Origin of the sequence: Enterobacter cloacae complex sp. 2021EL-01169 (genome assembly GCF_020733125.1) — a bacterium.
Lineage (GTDB): Bacteria > Pseudomonadota > Gammaproteobacteria > Enterobacterales > Enterobacteriaceae > Enterobacter > Enterobacter roggenkampii.
On record NZ_JAJFTC010000002.1, the window covers coordinates 330,340 to 344,181 of the forward strand.

Here is a 13,842-nt window from a genome sequence, read left to right on the forward strand (position 1 = left end):
TTGCATAACTATTCTGTCAACGGTACTATCTGCGGCCTCAATTGCTATAGATTGCCTGGATGAGTAAAGACTGCCCCGATGAGTATTAAACTAAACGGCATTAACTGCTTCTACGGCGCACACCAGGCGCTGTTTGACATCACGCTGAACTGCCCGGAAGGCGAAACGCTGGTTTTGCTTGGCCCAAGCGGTGCAGGCAAAAGTTCCCTTCTGCGCGTCCTTAATCTGCTTGAAATGCCTCGTTCAGGTACGCTGGCAATTGCCGGTAACCATTTTGATTTCGCAAAGACGCCGTCTGATAAAGCGATTCGCGAGCTGCGTCAAAACGTCGGCATGGTCTTCCAGCAATACAATCTCTGGCCGCACCTGACGGTGCTGCAAAACCTGATTGAAGCCCCGTGCCGCGTGCTGGGCTTAAGCAAAGATCAGGCCATCGCGCGTGCCGAAAAGCTGCTGGAGCGTCTGCGCCTCAAGCCCTACAGCGACCGCTACCCGCTGCACCTGTCCGGTGGTCAGCAGCAGCGCGTGGCCATTGCCCGTGCGCTGATGATGGAGCCTGCGGTACTGCTGTTTGATGAACCAACGGCCGCGCTGGACCCGGAAATCACCGCTCAGATCGTCAGCATTATTCGCGAGCTGGCGGAAACCAACATTACGCAGGTTATCGTTACCCACGAAGTGGAAGTGGCGCGTAAAACCGCCAGCCGTGTGGTGTACATGGAAAACGGGTATATCGTTGAGCAAGGTGATGCGAGCTGCTTCGCTAACCCGCAAACCGATGCCTTCAAAAACTATTTATCTCATTGATTGTGTCAGGGGAAATATAATGAAAAAAGTATTACTTGCCGTGCTGCTTGCTGGCGTTACCCTTTCCGCTACCGCAGCTCAGACCATTCGTTTCGCCACGGAAGCCTCTTACCCTCCGTTTGAGTCCATCGATGCGAACAACAAAATTGTTGGCTTCGACGTGGACCTGGCTAACGCCCTGTGTAAAGAGATCGATGCGACCTGCACCTTCAGCAACCAGGCGTTCGACAGCCTGATCCCAAGCCTGAAGTTCCGCCGTATCGACGCCGTAATGGCCGGTATGGACATCACCCCGGAGCGTGAAAAGCAGGTGCTGTTCACCACCCCTTACTACGATAACTCTGCCCTGTTCATTGGTCAGAAAGGCAAATTCACCTCTGTCGATCAGCTGAAAGGCAAAAAAGTGGGCGTGCAGAACGGTACCACGCACCAGAAATTCATCATGGATAAGCATCCGGAAATCACCACCGTGCCATATGACAGCTACCAGAACGCGAAGCTGGATCTGCAGAATGGCCGTATCGACGGCGTATTTGGTGATACCGCTGTCGTGACCGAGTGGCTGAAAGCCAACGACAAGCTGGCGCCAGTGGGCGACAAAGTGACCGATAAGGATTACTTCGGTACCGGTCTGGGGATTGCCGTTCGTCAGGGCAACACTGAGCTGCAGCAGAAATTCAACGCTGCGCTGGAAAAAGTGAAGAAAGACGGCACCTACGAAACCATCTACAAAAAATGGTTCCAGAAGTAATTCCTGATGAATGAAATTTTTCCTTTAGCAAGCGCCGCCGGGATGACCGTCGGCCTTGCCGTTTGCGCACTGATTATCGGCCTGGTGCTGGCGATGTTCTTTGCGGTGTGGGAATCCGCGAAATGGTTCCCCGTCGCCTGGACAGGCTCCGCGCTGGTCACCGTGCTGCGTGGGCTACCGGAAATTCTGGTGGTCCTGTTCATCTATTTCGGCTCCTCACAGCTGCTGCTCACGCTCTCGGACGGCTTCACGATTAATCTCGGCTTTGCGCAGATCCCGGTGCAGATGCAGATTGACAACTTCGACGTCAGCCCGTTCCTGTGCGGCGTCATTGCGCTCTCCCTGCTCTACTCCGCGTACGCGTCGCAAACCCTGCGCGGTGCGCTGAAGGCCGTGCCGCAGGGACAGTGGGAGTCGGGTCAGGCGTTAGGGTTGTCAAAATCCGCCATCTTCTTCCGTCTGGTGATGCCGCAGATGTGGCGTCATGCCCTGCCGGGCCTCGGCAACCAGTGGCTGGTGCTGCTGAAAGATACCGCGCTGGTGAGCCTGATCAGCGTTAACGATTTGATGCTGCAAACCAAAAGCATCGCCACCCGTACCCAGGAGCCGTTTACCTGGTACATTGTGGCGGCGGCAATCTACCTGGTGATCACGTTGCTCAGTCAGTACATCCTCAAGCGTATTGACCTGCGTGCGACGCGCTTTGAACGGAGACCAGGCTGATGCTTGAATACTTTCCCGAGTTGATGAAAGGGCTGCACACCAGCCTGACGCTGACCGTGGCGTCCATTATCGTGGCGCTGATCCTGGCGCTCATCTTCACCATCATCCTGACGCTGAAAACGCCGGTGCTGGTGTGGATTGTGCGCGGGTACATCACCCTGTTTACCGGTACGCCGCTGCTGGTGCAGATCTTCCTGATTTACTACGGCCCGGGCCAGTTCCCGTCGCTGCAGGAATATCCGGTTATCTGGCATCTGCTCTCTGAGCCGTGGCTGTGTGCCCTGATTGCCCTTTCGCTGAACAGCGCGGCCTATACCACCCAGCTGTTCTTTGGTGCGATCCGCGCCATTCCGGAAGGCCAGTGGCAGTCCTGCGGGGCGCTGGGCATGAGCAAGAAGGACACGCTGGCGATCCTGCTGCCGTACGCCTTTAAGCGCGCGCTCTCCTCCTACTCCAACGAAGTGGTGCTGGTGTTCAAGAGTACCTCGCTGGCCTATACCATCACCCTGATGGAGGTGATGGGTCACGGACAGCTGCTCTATGGACGCACCTATGACGTGATGGTGTTCGGCGCGGCGGGCGTGGTCTATCTGGTGGTGAACGGTCTGCTGACGCTGATGATGCGCCTTATTGAGCGTAAAGCGCTGGCGTTTGAGCGCAGGAATTAACCACGCAAGTGCATAAAACGGTATTCATGGAGCGGGTAACCTGATGGGTTATCCGCTTTTTTTTCGCGCTCAACACAATACTTAATCATTTTTATTGCATACAAATTCATTAACTGGCATTGTACATCCAGGCCGCAGACACGGCGCATCAATAAGACAGACGGGAGCATTACAATGAAAAAGTTAGTTCTGGCCGCATTACTCGCCACCTTCGCCGCTGGCGCATCCGCTGCGGATAAAATCAATTTCGGCGTCTCCGCCACCTATCCGCCGTTTGAATCGCTGGATGCCAGCAACCAGATCGTCGGTTTCGATATCGATCTGGCGAAAGCGCTGTGCAAACAGATGCAGGCCGACTGCACCTTTACTAACCATGCTTTTGACAGCCTGATCCCGTCGCTGAAGTTCAAAAAATACGACGCGGTGATCTCCGGGATGGACATCACGCCTGAGCGCAGCAAGCAGGTCGCGTTCACCGACCCGTACTACGCCAACTCGGCGGTGGTGATTGCGAAGAAAGGCGCTTATACCTCTTTCGATCAGCTGAAAGGCAAACGCATCGGGATGGAAAACGGCACCACCCATCAGAAGTACCTGCAGGACAAACATCCGGAAGTGAAAACCGTGGCCTATGACAGCTACCAGAACGCGATTATCGACCTGAAAAATGGCCGTATCGACGGCGTCTTCGGCGATACCGCCGTGGTGAATGAATGGCTGAAAACCAACCCGCAGCTGGGCACCGCAACGGAAAAAGTGACCGATCCGCAATACTTCGGCACGGGCCTCGGCATCGCGGTACGTCCGGATAACAAAGCCCTGCTGGAAAAACTGAACGGCGCGCTGAAAGCGATTAAAGCGGACGGTACGTACCAGAAAATTAGCGAACAGTGGTTCCCGCAGTAATGTCTTTTGCCGGGTGGCGGCTTCGCCTTACCCGGCCTACGGGGGGAGTTGTAGGCCGGGTAAGCGCAGCGCCACCCGGCACTCTCTCACAGCGGCACAAAGAACCTGAACCGCGCCCCGCTCGCCGACTCCATCAGCCTGATCCCGCCGCCGTGCAGCTCCAGCATCCGTTTCACGATTAACAGCCCCAACCCGCCGCGATTCTCTCTCGACGCCTGGGTGTTGAGCGCCGACGGCCGCTGGAACAGATCGTCGCGCAGCGAGGCATCCACGCCCGTTCCGCTGTCGGACACTTCGACCTGCAGCTGTTCATTCTCCTGCCACACCGCCAGGCGAATTTCTCCGCCGCCAGGCGTATGGCGCATCGCGTTATCCAGCAGGTTGGTCACCACGCGTTCAATCATCGACACATCGGCGTTTACCATCGGCAGCGGCCCCGGCACGTCAATATGCAGATTGACCTCTCGCGTGCGGGCCGTGAGCTCAAACTTCTGCGCCACGTCGGAAATCAGCTCCGCCATTGCGAACCGCTCGCGCTGGGGTTTAATACCGCCGTGTTCAAGGCGCGCCAGCTCAAACAGCTGCTGCGAAAGATGCCGGACTTTTTGCCCCTGACGCAGCGCGGTGGCGAGATACTGCTGGTGCTCCTGCGGCGTCAGGGTGGCGGATTTGAGCGACAGGGTTTCGAGATAGCCCAGCAGCGAGGTGAGCGGCGTGCGGAGATCGTGCGAAATATTGGCGATAAACTCACGACGCTGACGATCGCTGTCGGCCAGCCGATCCCACTGTTGGGTGATTTTGCGCGCCAGCTCGATAAAGCTGTTGCGCAGGATCGCCACTTCATCTTTTGCCGCCGCGTCCGGCGTCTGTGCCGCCAGCAGCCTGATGGCGCTTATGCTGTCCTGCTCCAGCCCGGCGACCTCCACCGTCAGCTGTTTGACCGGGCGCGTGACCCAGTACCAGACCAGCAGCCCTGCCAGCAGCCCAAACAGCGCGACCCACAGCAGCGACCACAGGACGGTACTCCACAGCGCCTTGTGCCAGGCCATTTCCGCCAGGGCGTTTGACTCCTCGCCCTGCAAAATAATGTACAGATAGCCTTTTAGCTCGCCGTCCTGCCGCAGCGGCGTAGCGCTAAAGACTTTTTGATTTTGACTGCGCGGATCGTCGCCCAGTACCGGCATGGCCGTGCCGCTCAGGAAGCTCTGCACCGGCGCCAGGTCGATTTTTTGCCGCTGAATATGGCCCGGCGGGGCAGCGTCGGCGAGGATATCGCCGTCCGGTGAGACAACGTACAGCTCAACGCTCGGATTAAAGGTCATCAGCCGGCCAAACAGCGGTTTCAGCGCGCTGCGGTCGACCCTGCCCTGCGCATCCAGAATCGGTTCGCGCTGGACGATCTGCTGCGCCAGCCCGCCCGATAACCGCTGCACCATCGCATTACCGTACTGCATGCTGCTGTAGAGCTGGACCGCGCAGGCGACGGCGGCGCAGAGCATCATCAGCAGGATGAAGAGCAGCGTCAGGCGCTGGCTCAGGCTAAAGCGACGCATCATGCTGCGGCTCCGCAAATTTGTAGCCCTTGCCCCAGACGGTGCGAATGATCTCCGGCTCGGCGGCGTCCTTCTCTATCTTGATGCGCAGGCGGTTGATATGGGTGTTGACGGTGTGCTCGTAGCCTTCGTGCTGGTAGCCCCAGACCTGCTCCAGCAGCGCCAGGCGGGAGAACACCTCGCCGGGATGACGGGCAAAGAAGTAGAGCAGCTCGAACTCGCGCGGGGTGAGGTCCACCACCTGGCCGTGAAGCAGCACGCTGCGCGCCAGCGGAACGATGGTCAGCCCGTGCGCCTGAATGTGTCCGTCGGTTTGCGCCTGCCCCATCGCCTGCTGGCGACGAAACAGCGCTTTGATCCGCGCAATCAGCTCCTGCACGGAGAACGGTTTTGCCAGATAGTCATCGGCGCCGGTTTCCAGCCCGGTAATGCGGTCGGTTTCGCTGCTGCGGGCGCTGATGATGATCACCGGCAGGTAGCGCGTCATCTGACGGATGCGGCGGCAAATCTCCAGACCGTCAACGTTGGGCAGCATCAGGTCGAGGATCACCGCATCCCACGTCTGGGCGTCAAGACGCTGTAAGGCGTTGCCCCCGTCGGGCTCGTGGGTGATGGCGTAGCCTTCGTCTTCTAAATTGAGTCGCAGAAGCGCCGCGATATCGTGGTCGTCTTCTACCAGCAGGATCTGCTTCATGGGTAAGCCTATATTCATGTCTTATGACGTAAGCTTACCTGATTTCGCCGGGATGAAGAGTTCACATTTTGTTTAAGATTTTACGAGCAACGTCAACACTTCATAATGCGCGGTGTGCGGGAACATATCGAAAAGCTGAACGCGTTCAATGCGATAGCCCGGCAGTTGAGCGATGTCTTTCGCCATGGTCTGCGCGTTGCAGCTGGAATAGATGATGTATTCCGGCGCCATCTGGCTCAGGTAGTCGCATAGCGCATTCCCGATGCCGCGGCGCGGCGGGTTAACCAGCACCAGTTCCGGCACGTTGCCCTGGCCGGTGGCGAACTGCGTGGAGTCGAGCGCCTGGAAGTGCAGATTCGTTAACCCCAGCTCAGAGGCAGACTGCTTCGCGCAGGCAATCGCTTCGGCAGAGATCTCAATGCCGGTGAGCTGCATCTCCGGCGTGGCGCAGTGCAGGCCAAACCCGCCCACGCCGCAGAACAGATCCCACATATGGTGAACGTTCAACGCACGCACCCAGTCGCGGGCGGTGGCGTACAGGCTGCTTGCCACGGTCGGGTTGGTCTGGAAGAAGCTTTGCGGGCGGATCCACAGCGGCACGCCGTTGAAGCGCTCCGCGAGCGCGTGCTGGTCGGTGAAGAAAATCTCTTTCTCCCCTTCCATAATCGCCATATGCACCGGCTGAATGTTCGCCGTAATGACCTTCAGCTGCGGAAGCTGCGCCTGCAGCCAAGGCAGGGCCGCGCGCAGCTGCTCAAGCTTGGTTTCAGAGCGCAGCACGAAGCGCAGCATCATGCCGCCGTCGATCTGGCTTTCGGTCAGCAGAAGGTATTTCAGCTCGCCGCGCTTGCGGGCCACGTTATAGGGCGTTAACCCCGCCCGGGCAATAAACGGCTTGAGTGCGGCAAAGACCGGTGCAAAGGAGTCGGGATAGAGCGGGCAGTCGGTTAAGTCTTCCGGCGTGCCGTCGCGGTGCAGCATTCCCAGCAGCGGTTTTTCTACGCTGCCGCTGACCACCATTTTGGCTTTGTTGCGAAAACCCTGTTCCGGGCCGCTGACGGGTGCGCACCACTCGCCCACCGCGTGTGCTGCCAGCAGCTGTTGCAGGTCGGCCATTTTGGCGGTGAGTTGTTGAGAGACCGGCTGTTCTATCCACTGACAGGAGCGGCAGCGTCCGGCGTCATAGAGTGCGCACTGCATATGAAAACCTTAAGAATCACGAGGGCTGCGATTATACACATTATTGCAGGCGGAAGAACCGCCGACTGGAGGCCGGAACGAAGAGGAGACAGAGCACCAGCATATCCGGCAGCTTTTGCATAAACAGCGCGCGCAGGATCTCACGTTTGGATTCACCGGCAATGCTGAACAGCTCCGGGTAGCCGTAGCCCAGCGAGGCGGCCCACAGATAGCTCGCCGCGGTAATCTGCGTCAGCAGATAGATCCAGCGCGCCCAGTTGCGCCCTTTGACCAGCGAAAACGCGCAGTAAATCTCGATAAACACCAGCACCAGGCTGCTCAAAAAGACCAGCGTCAGATTCCACGTCTGCACGCTGCGGTGAATGAATTCACCGATGCCGCGCACGCCCAGGGTATTCAGAATCATCAGCACGTCCAGGCAGCGGATCATAATAATGGCGAGCGCCGCCACCTGAACCAGTGCAGGTACGTTAGGACGCGCGTGCGTAATACGTGATTTTTTTAATAATCCCAATGTTTTACTTCCCTGAAAAACAGTGCCGCGTCATGCGCGGCACATCACTGGAAATTTTAAATCCTTCAGCCGCGTCTTGCACGCTGGATATCGCGCACGCGCTGTTTTTCCGCGCGCGCCATCAAATACCAGGCGATAAATCCGACAATTCCGACCACGCCGAGGATGATAGAGGCCAGGGCGTTGATCTCCGGGTTGACCCCCATGCGCACGCTGGAGAAGACCAGCATCGGCAGCGTCGTCGCCCCCGGGCCGGAAACAAAGCTGGCGATCACCAGATCGTCGAGCGACAGGGTAAACGCCAGCAGCCAGCCAGAGATCACCGCCGGCATAATCATCGGCAGCGTGATGATGAAAAAGACCTTCAGCGGCGTCGCGCCGAGATCCATCGCCGCCTCTTCAATGGAGCGATCCAGCTCGCGCAGGCGCGAGGCGATCACCACCGCGACATAGGCGGTACAGAAGGTAACGTGCGCCAGCCAGATGGTGAGCATCCCGCGATCCGCCGGCCAGCCGATGGCGTGCGCCAGGGCCACGAACAGCAGCAGCAGCGCGAGACCGGTGATCACGTCCGGCATAACCAGCGGGGCGGTGATCATAAAGGCGAAGCCGTTCGAACCGCGAAAACGCCCGAAGCGCACCATCACCAGCGCGGCGATCGTGCCCAGCACGGACGCCATGGTCGCCGCCAGCGCTGCAATGGTCAGGCTCAGCCCCACCGCGCTCATCATCGCATCATCGTGGAACAGCTCGCTGTACCAGCGCGTCGACCAGCCTGCCCAGACCGTCACCAGTTTGGAGCTGTTGAACGAGTAGATCACCAGCATCAGCATCGGCGCATACAGGAAGGTAAAGCCGATGACCAGGATCGCAATTCGCCACGGGGAGCGCACTACCGGTAAGTTGTTCATCCGCGATCTCCCATCTGTTTCTGCTGATGCTTGTGGAACCACATGATCGGCACGATCAGCAGCAGTAGCATCACGATCGCCACCGCCGACGCCACCGGCCAGTCGCGGTTATTGAAGAACTCCTGCCACAGCACGCGGCCAATCATGATGCTGTCTGGCCCGCCGAGCAGTTCCGGGATCACAAACTCCCCCACCGCCGGGATAAAGACCAGCATCGACCCGGCGATAATGCCGCCTTTGGTCAGCGGGACAATGACGCTGAAGAAGGTTTTTAACGGACGGGCACCGAGATCGAGCGACGCTTCCACCAGCGAGTAGTCGATACGCGTCAGCGCCGTGTAGATCGGCAGCACCATAAACGGCAGATAGGCGTACACAATTCCAATATAGACCGCGAGGTTGGTGTGCAGGATCGTCAGTGGCTGATCGATAACGCCTAACCACATCAGAAAATTGTTCAGCACGCCGTTGTTTTTCAGGATCCCCATCCACGCGTAAACGCGGATCAGGAACGAGGTCCACGACGGCAGGATCACCAGCAGCAGCAGGATGTTTCGCGTCGACGGCTTGCTGTGCGCCACCGCCCACGCCAGCGGATAGCCCATCACCAGACAGCAGAGCGTCGAGATCGCCGCCACCTGCAGCGATTGCAGATAGGCTTCGAAATAGAGCGGATCGTCGGTGAGCTGCAGGAAGTTACCCAGGTTTAAGGTCAGCGTCAGCTGCCCGTCGGCCCAGTCCAGCAGGTTGGTGTAAGGCGGGATCGCCCGCGCCATTTCCGCCAGGCTTATCTTGAAAACAATCAGGAACGGCAGCAGAAACAGCAGGATCAGCCACACGTATGGCATGGCGATCACCAGCTTGCGGCCGTGCTTCATCTGCATGCGCGTCAGCCAGTGGGCAAAGCCGCCCGGCTTTTCGACGCGGGCTGGAGGTTCAAGTGTACTCATTGGCCGCTCCTTATACCGTCAGCACAACGCAACTGTCTGCATCCCAACACAGGCGCACTTCGTCGCCCCAGGTCGGCTGTCCCTTGCGGTAGCGATGTTCGTTCTGTAACTGCGCGCTGAGCATCTGCCCGCTTTTCAGGCGCACGTGATAGATGGAGAGATCGCCCAGATAGGCAATGTGCACCACTTCGCCCACGGCAAAGTTATAGCCATCGGCAGGCGGATCCTCACAAAGCATGATCTTCTCCGGACGCAGCGCGACGTAAACCGGCACGTTATCCACCACCGAGTTATCCGGATCGACCTTAAGCGGATGCTGCAGCCCCGGCGATTCGATGACCAGGCCGTCTTCCTGACGATCTTTCAGCAGCCCTTCGAAGACGTTAACCGAGCCGATGAACTCCGCGCTGTAGCGGGTGGTTGGGTGCTCATAAATCTCTTCCGGCTCGCCAATCTGCACGAACTTCCCGCGGTTCATGATGGCGATACGTCCGGCCATGGTCATGGCCTCTTCCTGGTCGTGGGTGACCATCACGCAGGTCACGCCCACGCGCTCGAGGATATCGACCACTTCAAGCTGCATACGGTCGCGCAGCTTTTTATCCAGCGCGCCCATCGGCTCATCAAGCAGCAGCAGTTTCGGGCGTTTTGCCAGGCTGCGGGCCAGGGCCACGCGCTGGCGCTGGCCGCCGGAGAGCTGGTGCGGCTTACGCTTCGCGAACTCCTGCATGTGCACCAGGCTCAGCATCTCGGCCACGCGCGCGGTAATTTCAGCCTTCGGCAGCTTGTCCTGCTTCAGGCCAAAGGCGATATTCTGCTCCACCGTCATATGCGGGAACAGCGCGTAGGACTGGAACATCATGTTGATCGGGCGCTGATACGGCGGCACGCTGGAGAGGTCCACGCCGTCGAGCACGATCTGCCCGGCGGTGGGCTGTTCAAAACCGGCCAGCATACGCAGCAGGGTCGATTTACCACAGCCAGAGGCCCCCAGAAGGGCAAAAATTTCGCCTTTATAGATCGTCAGGCTGACGTCGTCCACGGCATGCTGGCCATCGAAAGATTTAGTGAGGTTACGAATTTCAAGCAGCGGGGTCAGCGCTTTACGGACTTTCGCCTGCGGGCGGGGGATCGCGTCATTCACGGGGTGTTCTCCGGTAGAGATCAAATCATGGTGCAGGCGCACCAGAACGGTGCGCCTGTTGCCGGGGGCGCTTCGCTTGCCCGGCCTGTGACAAAGGGTTATTTACCGCTTTTCACCTTGGTCCACGCGCGGGTACGCACGCGGTCAATTTTTGGATCCTGGACTTTCAGGGTGAAGAGCTTGGCGAACACATCCGCTGGCGGATAGATAGCCGGGTTATTACGGATCTCTTCGCTCACCAGCGGCACGGAGGCCTTGTTACCGTTCGCGTAGTAAACGTGGTCGCTGATGTGGGCGATAACCTCAGGACGCATCAGGTAGTTGAGGAACTGATACGCTTCGTCTTTGTTTTTGGCGTCAGCCGGCATCGCGAAGACGTCGAAGAAGGCCAGCGCCCCCTCTTTCGGAATGAAGTAGGAGACGTTCACGCCGTTTTTCGCCTCTTTCGCGCGGTTTGCCGCCTGCCATACGTCCCCTGCCCAGCCGATCGCGACGCAGATGTCGCCGTTCGCCAGGTCGTTAATGTACTGGGACGAGTGGAAGTAACGAATGTTTGGACGCAGCTTCAGCAGCAGATCGGTCGCCGGGCCGGTGTAATCATCGGCCTTATTGCTGTTCGGATCTTTGCCCAGGTAGTTCAGCACGGTCGCGAAAATCTCTTCCGGCGCATCGAGGAAGGAGACACCGCAGCTTTTCAGCTTCTCGAGGTTTTCCGGCTTCAGCACCACGTCCCAGCTGTCCAGCTTCACGTCCGGGCCCAGCGCGGCTTTGACTTTATCCACGTTGTAGCCGATACCGGTGGTCGCCCACAGGTAAGGCATCGCGTATTTGTTGTCCGGGTCGTGCTTAGCCACCAGCTTCAGCACTTCCGGATCGAGATTTTTCCAGTTCGGTAACTTGCTCTTATCCAGCGGCTGGAAGACGCCTGCCGTCAGCTGGCGCTCCAGGAAGCTTGCGGAAGGCACCACGAGGTCAAACCCGGTGCTGCCCGCCATCAGCTTTCCTTCCAGCACTTCATTGGAATCGAACACGTCGTAGACGACTTTAATGCCGGTCTCTTTTTCAAAATTTGCCACCGTGTCCGGCGCAATATAGTCAGACCAGTTATAAACGTGCAGCGTTTTTTGTTCCGCAGCGAGCGTGCCGGCAGAGACGGCCATCAGAGCACCCGCAACCAGACCCGATAACCATTTTTTATTCAAGGCGATCATAGTGTTATTCCTTCTGAAAGCTCGTTAACAAACGAACTAAAACTGTGCAATCAGGATATATGCAAAAATCATGCATAGTTTGTCGCTCTGCTCAAAATAAAAAGAAACCTCTTTACCCGGCAGCTTCCGCTCGCTTTTTTAAGCATCGCAAGAATAACTGTAGCCCGTGTCCCCGGCTATAGCCCAGACGAAAAAACGCCTTTTATCAATTTTTTATGCAGGTTAAGTCTACGTGATAAGCCGAAACGGCCTTCAGGGAGGTGAAATATTCTTTAAAGAAAGGTTAAAAGCAGCAGAAAAAATGGCCTTCTGCAGCCGCTATGGCAGCGACTGCGCAAAAGTCAGACAGGCTTAGTGAAGAAAATTGGGAGATGCATCATTATTCTCTGCATCATCTTCCGCGCTATACAGCAGATGGTGTGCATTGGCTTCCATCATAACCATGGAAATTTGCTCTTCGCTCAAGCGCATAAACCAGGCGAACTGCTTGAACGACAGCCCTGCCCCGGAGAATAAAGACTGGCAAACGACCAGTTTTGGCAGATTATCATCCTGTATGTCGAGAAATGCCTTCACCGTCAAAGAACTGGCATTGATTGCCGACAGGTCGGAAGCCAGCGCCAGCAGCGCGGAGGGCTTCACTTCGGCCAGCGCGGAGAAAAGGATCACGTCGTTAATCAGATCGATTTTGGCATCGAAAATGCCGTCGAAATTCTGCATATGAGGCAGATGCAGCGCCTGGCAGGAATCACATTCGAAGAACGTAATTCCGGCATCATCAAGCCATTGACGTAACGTATCCAGTGTAGGTACGACCTGTAAATCCATCGCGATGCAGCCTCTTTAATAAAAACTTCGCATAGGGTACTTAAAAAGCGCGCGGTAATCCATTTAACCACCCGTTTTCAGACAGTAGCCCGGCGTCGCATGACGCTCGATCCATAAGATCATTTTACCCGCAATATCGACCCCTGTGGTTTTTTCCACACCTTCCAGCCCCGGCGAGGCGTTCACCTCCATGACCAGCGGCCCGCGCGTCGCGCGCAGCAGATCTACACCCGCCACGTCCAGCCCCAGGGTTTGCGCCGCTTTCACGGCAATTTCCCGTTCGCGATCGCTGATATCGGCGATTCTGGCAATGCCGCCGCGGTGAAGGTTAGAGCGGAAATCGCCCTCTTTGGCCTGCCGCTCGATAGCCGCCACCACTTCGTTACCCACCACAAAACAGCGAATATCGCGCCCTTTCGCCTCTTCGATATACTCCTGCACCAGAATGTGGGCATTGAGGCCCCGGAAGGCATCAATCACGCTCTCCGCCGCCTGACGGGTCTCCGCCAGCACCACGCCAATGCCCTGCGTGCCTTCCACCAGCTTGATCACCAAAGGCGCGCCGCCCACCATGTCGATCAGATCGCTGGTGTCGTCCGGGGAATGGGCAATCCCGGTGACGGGAAGATCGATCCCCTGACGGGCAAGAAGCTGCAGCGAGCGCAGCTTGTCGCGGGCGCGGGAAATGGCGACGGATTCGTTGAGCGGGTAGCTGCCCAGCATCTCGAACTGGCGCAGCGCGGCGGTGCCGTAATAGGTAATCTGGGAGCCGATGCGGGGGATCACCGCATCAAAGTGCGGCAGCTTGCGGCCTTTGTAGTGAATCGACGAGGCGGCCGGATCGATGTTCATATAGCAGGACATCGGGTCGAGGATTTCAACCTGATGCCCGCGTTTCGCCGCCGCTTCTCGCAGGCGCTTACATGAATAGAGCGTTCCATCCCGGGACAATATGGCAATTTTCACCCTGCACCTCTCTGAA

At 57.7% G+C, this 13,842-nt stretch carries 15 protein-coding genes; 5 read left to right on the forward strand and 10 right to left on the reverse strand.

All coding sequences use genetic code 11. The features are described from left to right. Nucleotides 1-78: 78 nt before the first annotated feature. The 5 genes from artP to artJ all read left to right on the forward strand — a co-directional run bounded on the left by artP (nucleotide 79) and on the right by artJ (nucleotide 3,855). Nucleotides 79-807: an arginine ABC transporter ATP-binding protein ArtP gene (artP, locus tag LLF79_RS07965; protein ID WP_008500030.1), complete on the forward strand. Its 729-nt coding sequence runs from the start codon at nucleotides 79-81 to the stop codon at nucleotides 805-807. 19 nt (nucleotides 808-826) lie between these two features. After that, on the forward strand, nucleotides 827-1,558 hold the full coding sequence (artI, locus tag LLF79_RS07970; protein WP_008500032.1) for an arginine ABC transporter substrate-binding protein ArtI: 732 nt from the start codon (nucleotides 827-829) through the stop codon (nucleotides 1,556-1,558). Between the two features lie 6 nt (nucleotides 1,559-1,564). After that, nucleotides 1,565-2,281 (forward strand): arginine ABC transporter permease ArtQ, encoded by a 717-nt coding sequence (artQ, locus tag LLF79_RS07975; RefSeq protein ID WP_008500033.1) that lies wholly within the window; start codon nucleotides 1,565-1,567, stop codon nucleotides 2,279-2,281. Then, nucleotides 2,281-2,949 (forward strand): arginine ABC transporter permease ArtM, encoded by a 669-nt coding sequence (gene artM / locus LLF79_RS07980; RefSeq protein ID WP_008500034.1) that lies wholly within the window; start codon nucleotides 2,281-2,283, stop codon nucleotides 2,947-2,949. The genes artQ and artM overlap by 1 nt, the downstream gene beginning before the upstream one ends. 174 nt (nucleotides 2,950-3,123) lie before the next feature. Beyond that, entirely contained in the window at nucleotides 3,124-3,855 is a 732-nt protein-coding gene (gene artJ / locus LLF79_RS07985) for an arginine ABC transporter substrate-binding protein ArtJ (protein ID WP_021240923.1), read from the forward strand. A gap of 86 nt (nucleotides 3,856-3,941) precedes the next feature. On the opposite strand, the gene LLF79_RS07990 is transcribed toward artJ, so the two are convergent. The 10 genes from LLF79_RS07990 to rimK all read right to left on the reverse strand — a co-directional run bounded on the left by LLF79_RS07990 (nucleotide 3,942) and on the right by rimK (nucleotide 13,826). After that, nucleotides 3,942-5,411 carry an ATP-binding protein gene (locus tag LLF79_RS07990; protein WP_045405969.1) on the reverse strand — a complete coding sequence of 490 codons (1,470 nt, stop codon included), beginning with the start codon at nucleotides 5,409-5,411 and terminating at the stop codon, nucleotides 3,942-3,944. Continuing rightward, nucleotides 5,395-6,102, reverse strand: coding sequence for a response regulator transcription factor (locus LLF79_RS07995; protein ID WP_227879357.1), 708 nt, complete (start codon nucleotides 6,100-6,102; stop codon nucleotides 5,395-5,397). Before LLF79_RS07995 ends, LLF79_RS07990 begins: the two co-directional genes overlap by 17 nt. A gap of 72 nt (nucleotides 6,103-6,174) precedes the next feature. Continuing rightward, entirely contained in the window at nucleotides 6,175-7,302 is a 1,128-nt protein-coding gene (gene rlmC / locus LLF79_RS08000; protein WP_227879358.1) for a 23S rRNA (uracil(747)-C(5))-methyltransferase RlmC, read from the reverse strand. A 40-nt stretch (nucleotides 7,303-7,342) separates the two neighbouring features. Further along, a complete protein-coding gene (locus LLF79_RS08005; RefSeq protein WP_047073438.1) occupies nucleotides 7,343-7,816 on the reverse strand; it encodes a YbjO family protein in 474 nt (157 codons plus the stop codon). A 65-nt stretch (nucleotides 7,817-7,881) separates the two neighbouring features. Next, a complete protein-coding gene (potI, locus tag LLF79_RS08010) occupies nucleotides 7,882-8,727 on the reverse strand; it encodes a putrescine ABC transporter permease PotI (RefSeq protein ID WP_008503447.1) in 846 nt (281 codons plus the stop codon). Continuing rightward, complete coding sequence (potH, locus tag LLF79_RS08015; RefSeq protein ID WP_021240928.1) at nucleotides 8,724-9,677, reverse strand: putrescine ABC transporter permease PotH; 954 nt, start codon at nucleotides 9,675-9,677, stop codon at nucleotides 8,724-8,726. Before potH ends, potI begins: the two co-directional genes overlap by 4 nt. A gap of 10 nt (nucleotides 9,678-9,687) precedes the next feature. Beyond that, nucleotides 9,688-10,821, reverse strand: a complete 1,134-nt coding sequence (potG, locus tag LLF79_RS08020; RefSeq protein WP_021240929.1) for a putrescine ABC transporter ATP-binding subunit PotG — start codon at nucleotides 10,819-10,821, stop codon at nucleotides 9,688-9,690. 98 nt (nucleotides 10,822-10,919) lie between these two features. Then, nucleotides 10,920-12,032: a spermidine/putrescine ABC transporter substrate-binding protein PotF gene (gene potF / locus LLF79_RS08025; RefSeq protein WP_008503444.1), complete on the reverse strand. Its 1,113-nt coding sequence runs from the start codon at nucleotides 12,030-12,032 to the stop codon at nucleotides 10,920-10,922. 351 nt (nucleotides 12,033-12,383) lie between these two features. Beyond that, complete coding sequence (locus tag LLF79_RS08030) at nucleotides 12,384-12,860, reverse strand: YbjN domain-containing protein (RefSeq protein WP_003858385.1); 477 nt, start codon at nucleotides 12,858-12,860, stop codon at nucleotides 12,384-12,386. A 63-nt stretch (nucleotides 12,861-12,923) separates the two neighbouring features. Then, nucleotides 12,924-13,826 (reverse strand): 30S ribosomal protein S6--L-glutamate ligase, encoded by a 903-nt coding sequence (gene rimK, locus LLF79_RS08035; RefSeq protein WP_021240931.1) that lies wholly within the window; start codon nucleotides 13,824-13,826, stop codon nucleotides 12,924-12,926. Nucleotides 13,827-13,842: the final 16 nt, after the last annotated feature.

What these genes read in the sequence shown, in the direction of transcription:
- artP (WP_008500030.1), top strand. Translation starts at nt 79, where the DNA reads ATGAGTATTAAACTAAACGGCATTAACTGCTTCTACGGCGCACACCAG.
- artI (WP_008500032.1), top strand. Translation starts at nt 827, where the DNA reads ATGAAAAAAGTATTACTTGCCGTGCTGCTTGCTGGCGTTACCCTTTCC.
- artQ (WP_008500033.1), top strand. Translation starts at nt 1,565, where the DNA reads ATGAATGAAATTTTTCCTTTAGCAAGCGCCGCCGGGATGACCGTCGGC.
- artM (WP_008500034.1), top strand. Translation starts at nt 2,281, where the DNA reads ATGCTTGAATACTTTCCCGAGTTGATGAAAGGGCTGCACACCAGCCTG.
- artJ (WP_021240923.1), top strand. Translation starts at nt 3,124, where the DNA reads ATGAAAAAGTTAGTTCTGGCCGCATTACTCGCCACCTTCGCCGCTGGC.
- LLF79_RS07990 (WP_045405969.1), bottom strand. Translation starts at nt 5,411, where the DNA reads ATGATGCGTCGCTTTAGCCTGAGCCAGCGCCTGACGCTGCTCTTCATC.
- LLF79_RS07995 (WP_227879357.1), bottom strand. Translation starts at nt 6,102, where the DNA reads ATGAAGCAGATCCTGCTGGTAGAAGACGACCACGATATCGCGGCGCTT.
- rlmC (WP_227879358.1), bottom strand. Translation starts at nt 7,302, where the DNA reads ATGCAGTGCGCACTCTATGACGCCGGACGCTGCCGCTCCTGTCAGTGG.
- potI (WP_008503447.1), bottom strand. Translation starts at nt 8,727, where the DNA reads ATGAACAACTTACCGGTAGTGCGCTCCCCGTGGCGAATTGCGATCCTG.
- potH (WP_021240928.1), bottom strand. Translation starts at nt 9,677, where the DNA reads ATGAGTACACTTGAACCTCCAGCCCGCGTCGAAAAGCCGGGCGGCTTT.
- potF (WP_008503444.1), bottom strand. Translation starts at nt 12,032, where the DNA reads ATGATCGCCTTGAATAAAAAATGGTTATCGGGTCTGGTTGCGGGTGCT.
- LLF79_RS08030 (WP_003858385.1), bottom strand. Translation starts at nt 12,860, where the DNA reads ATGGATTTACAGGTCGTACCTACACTGGATACGTTACGTCAATGGCTT.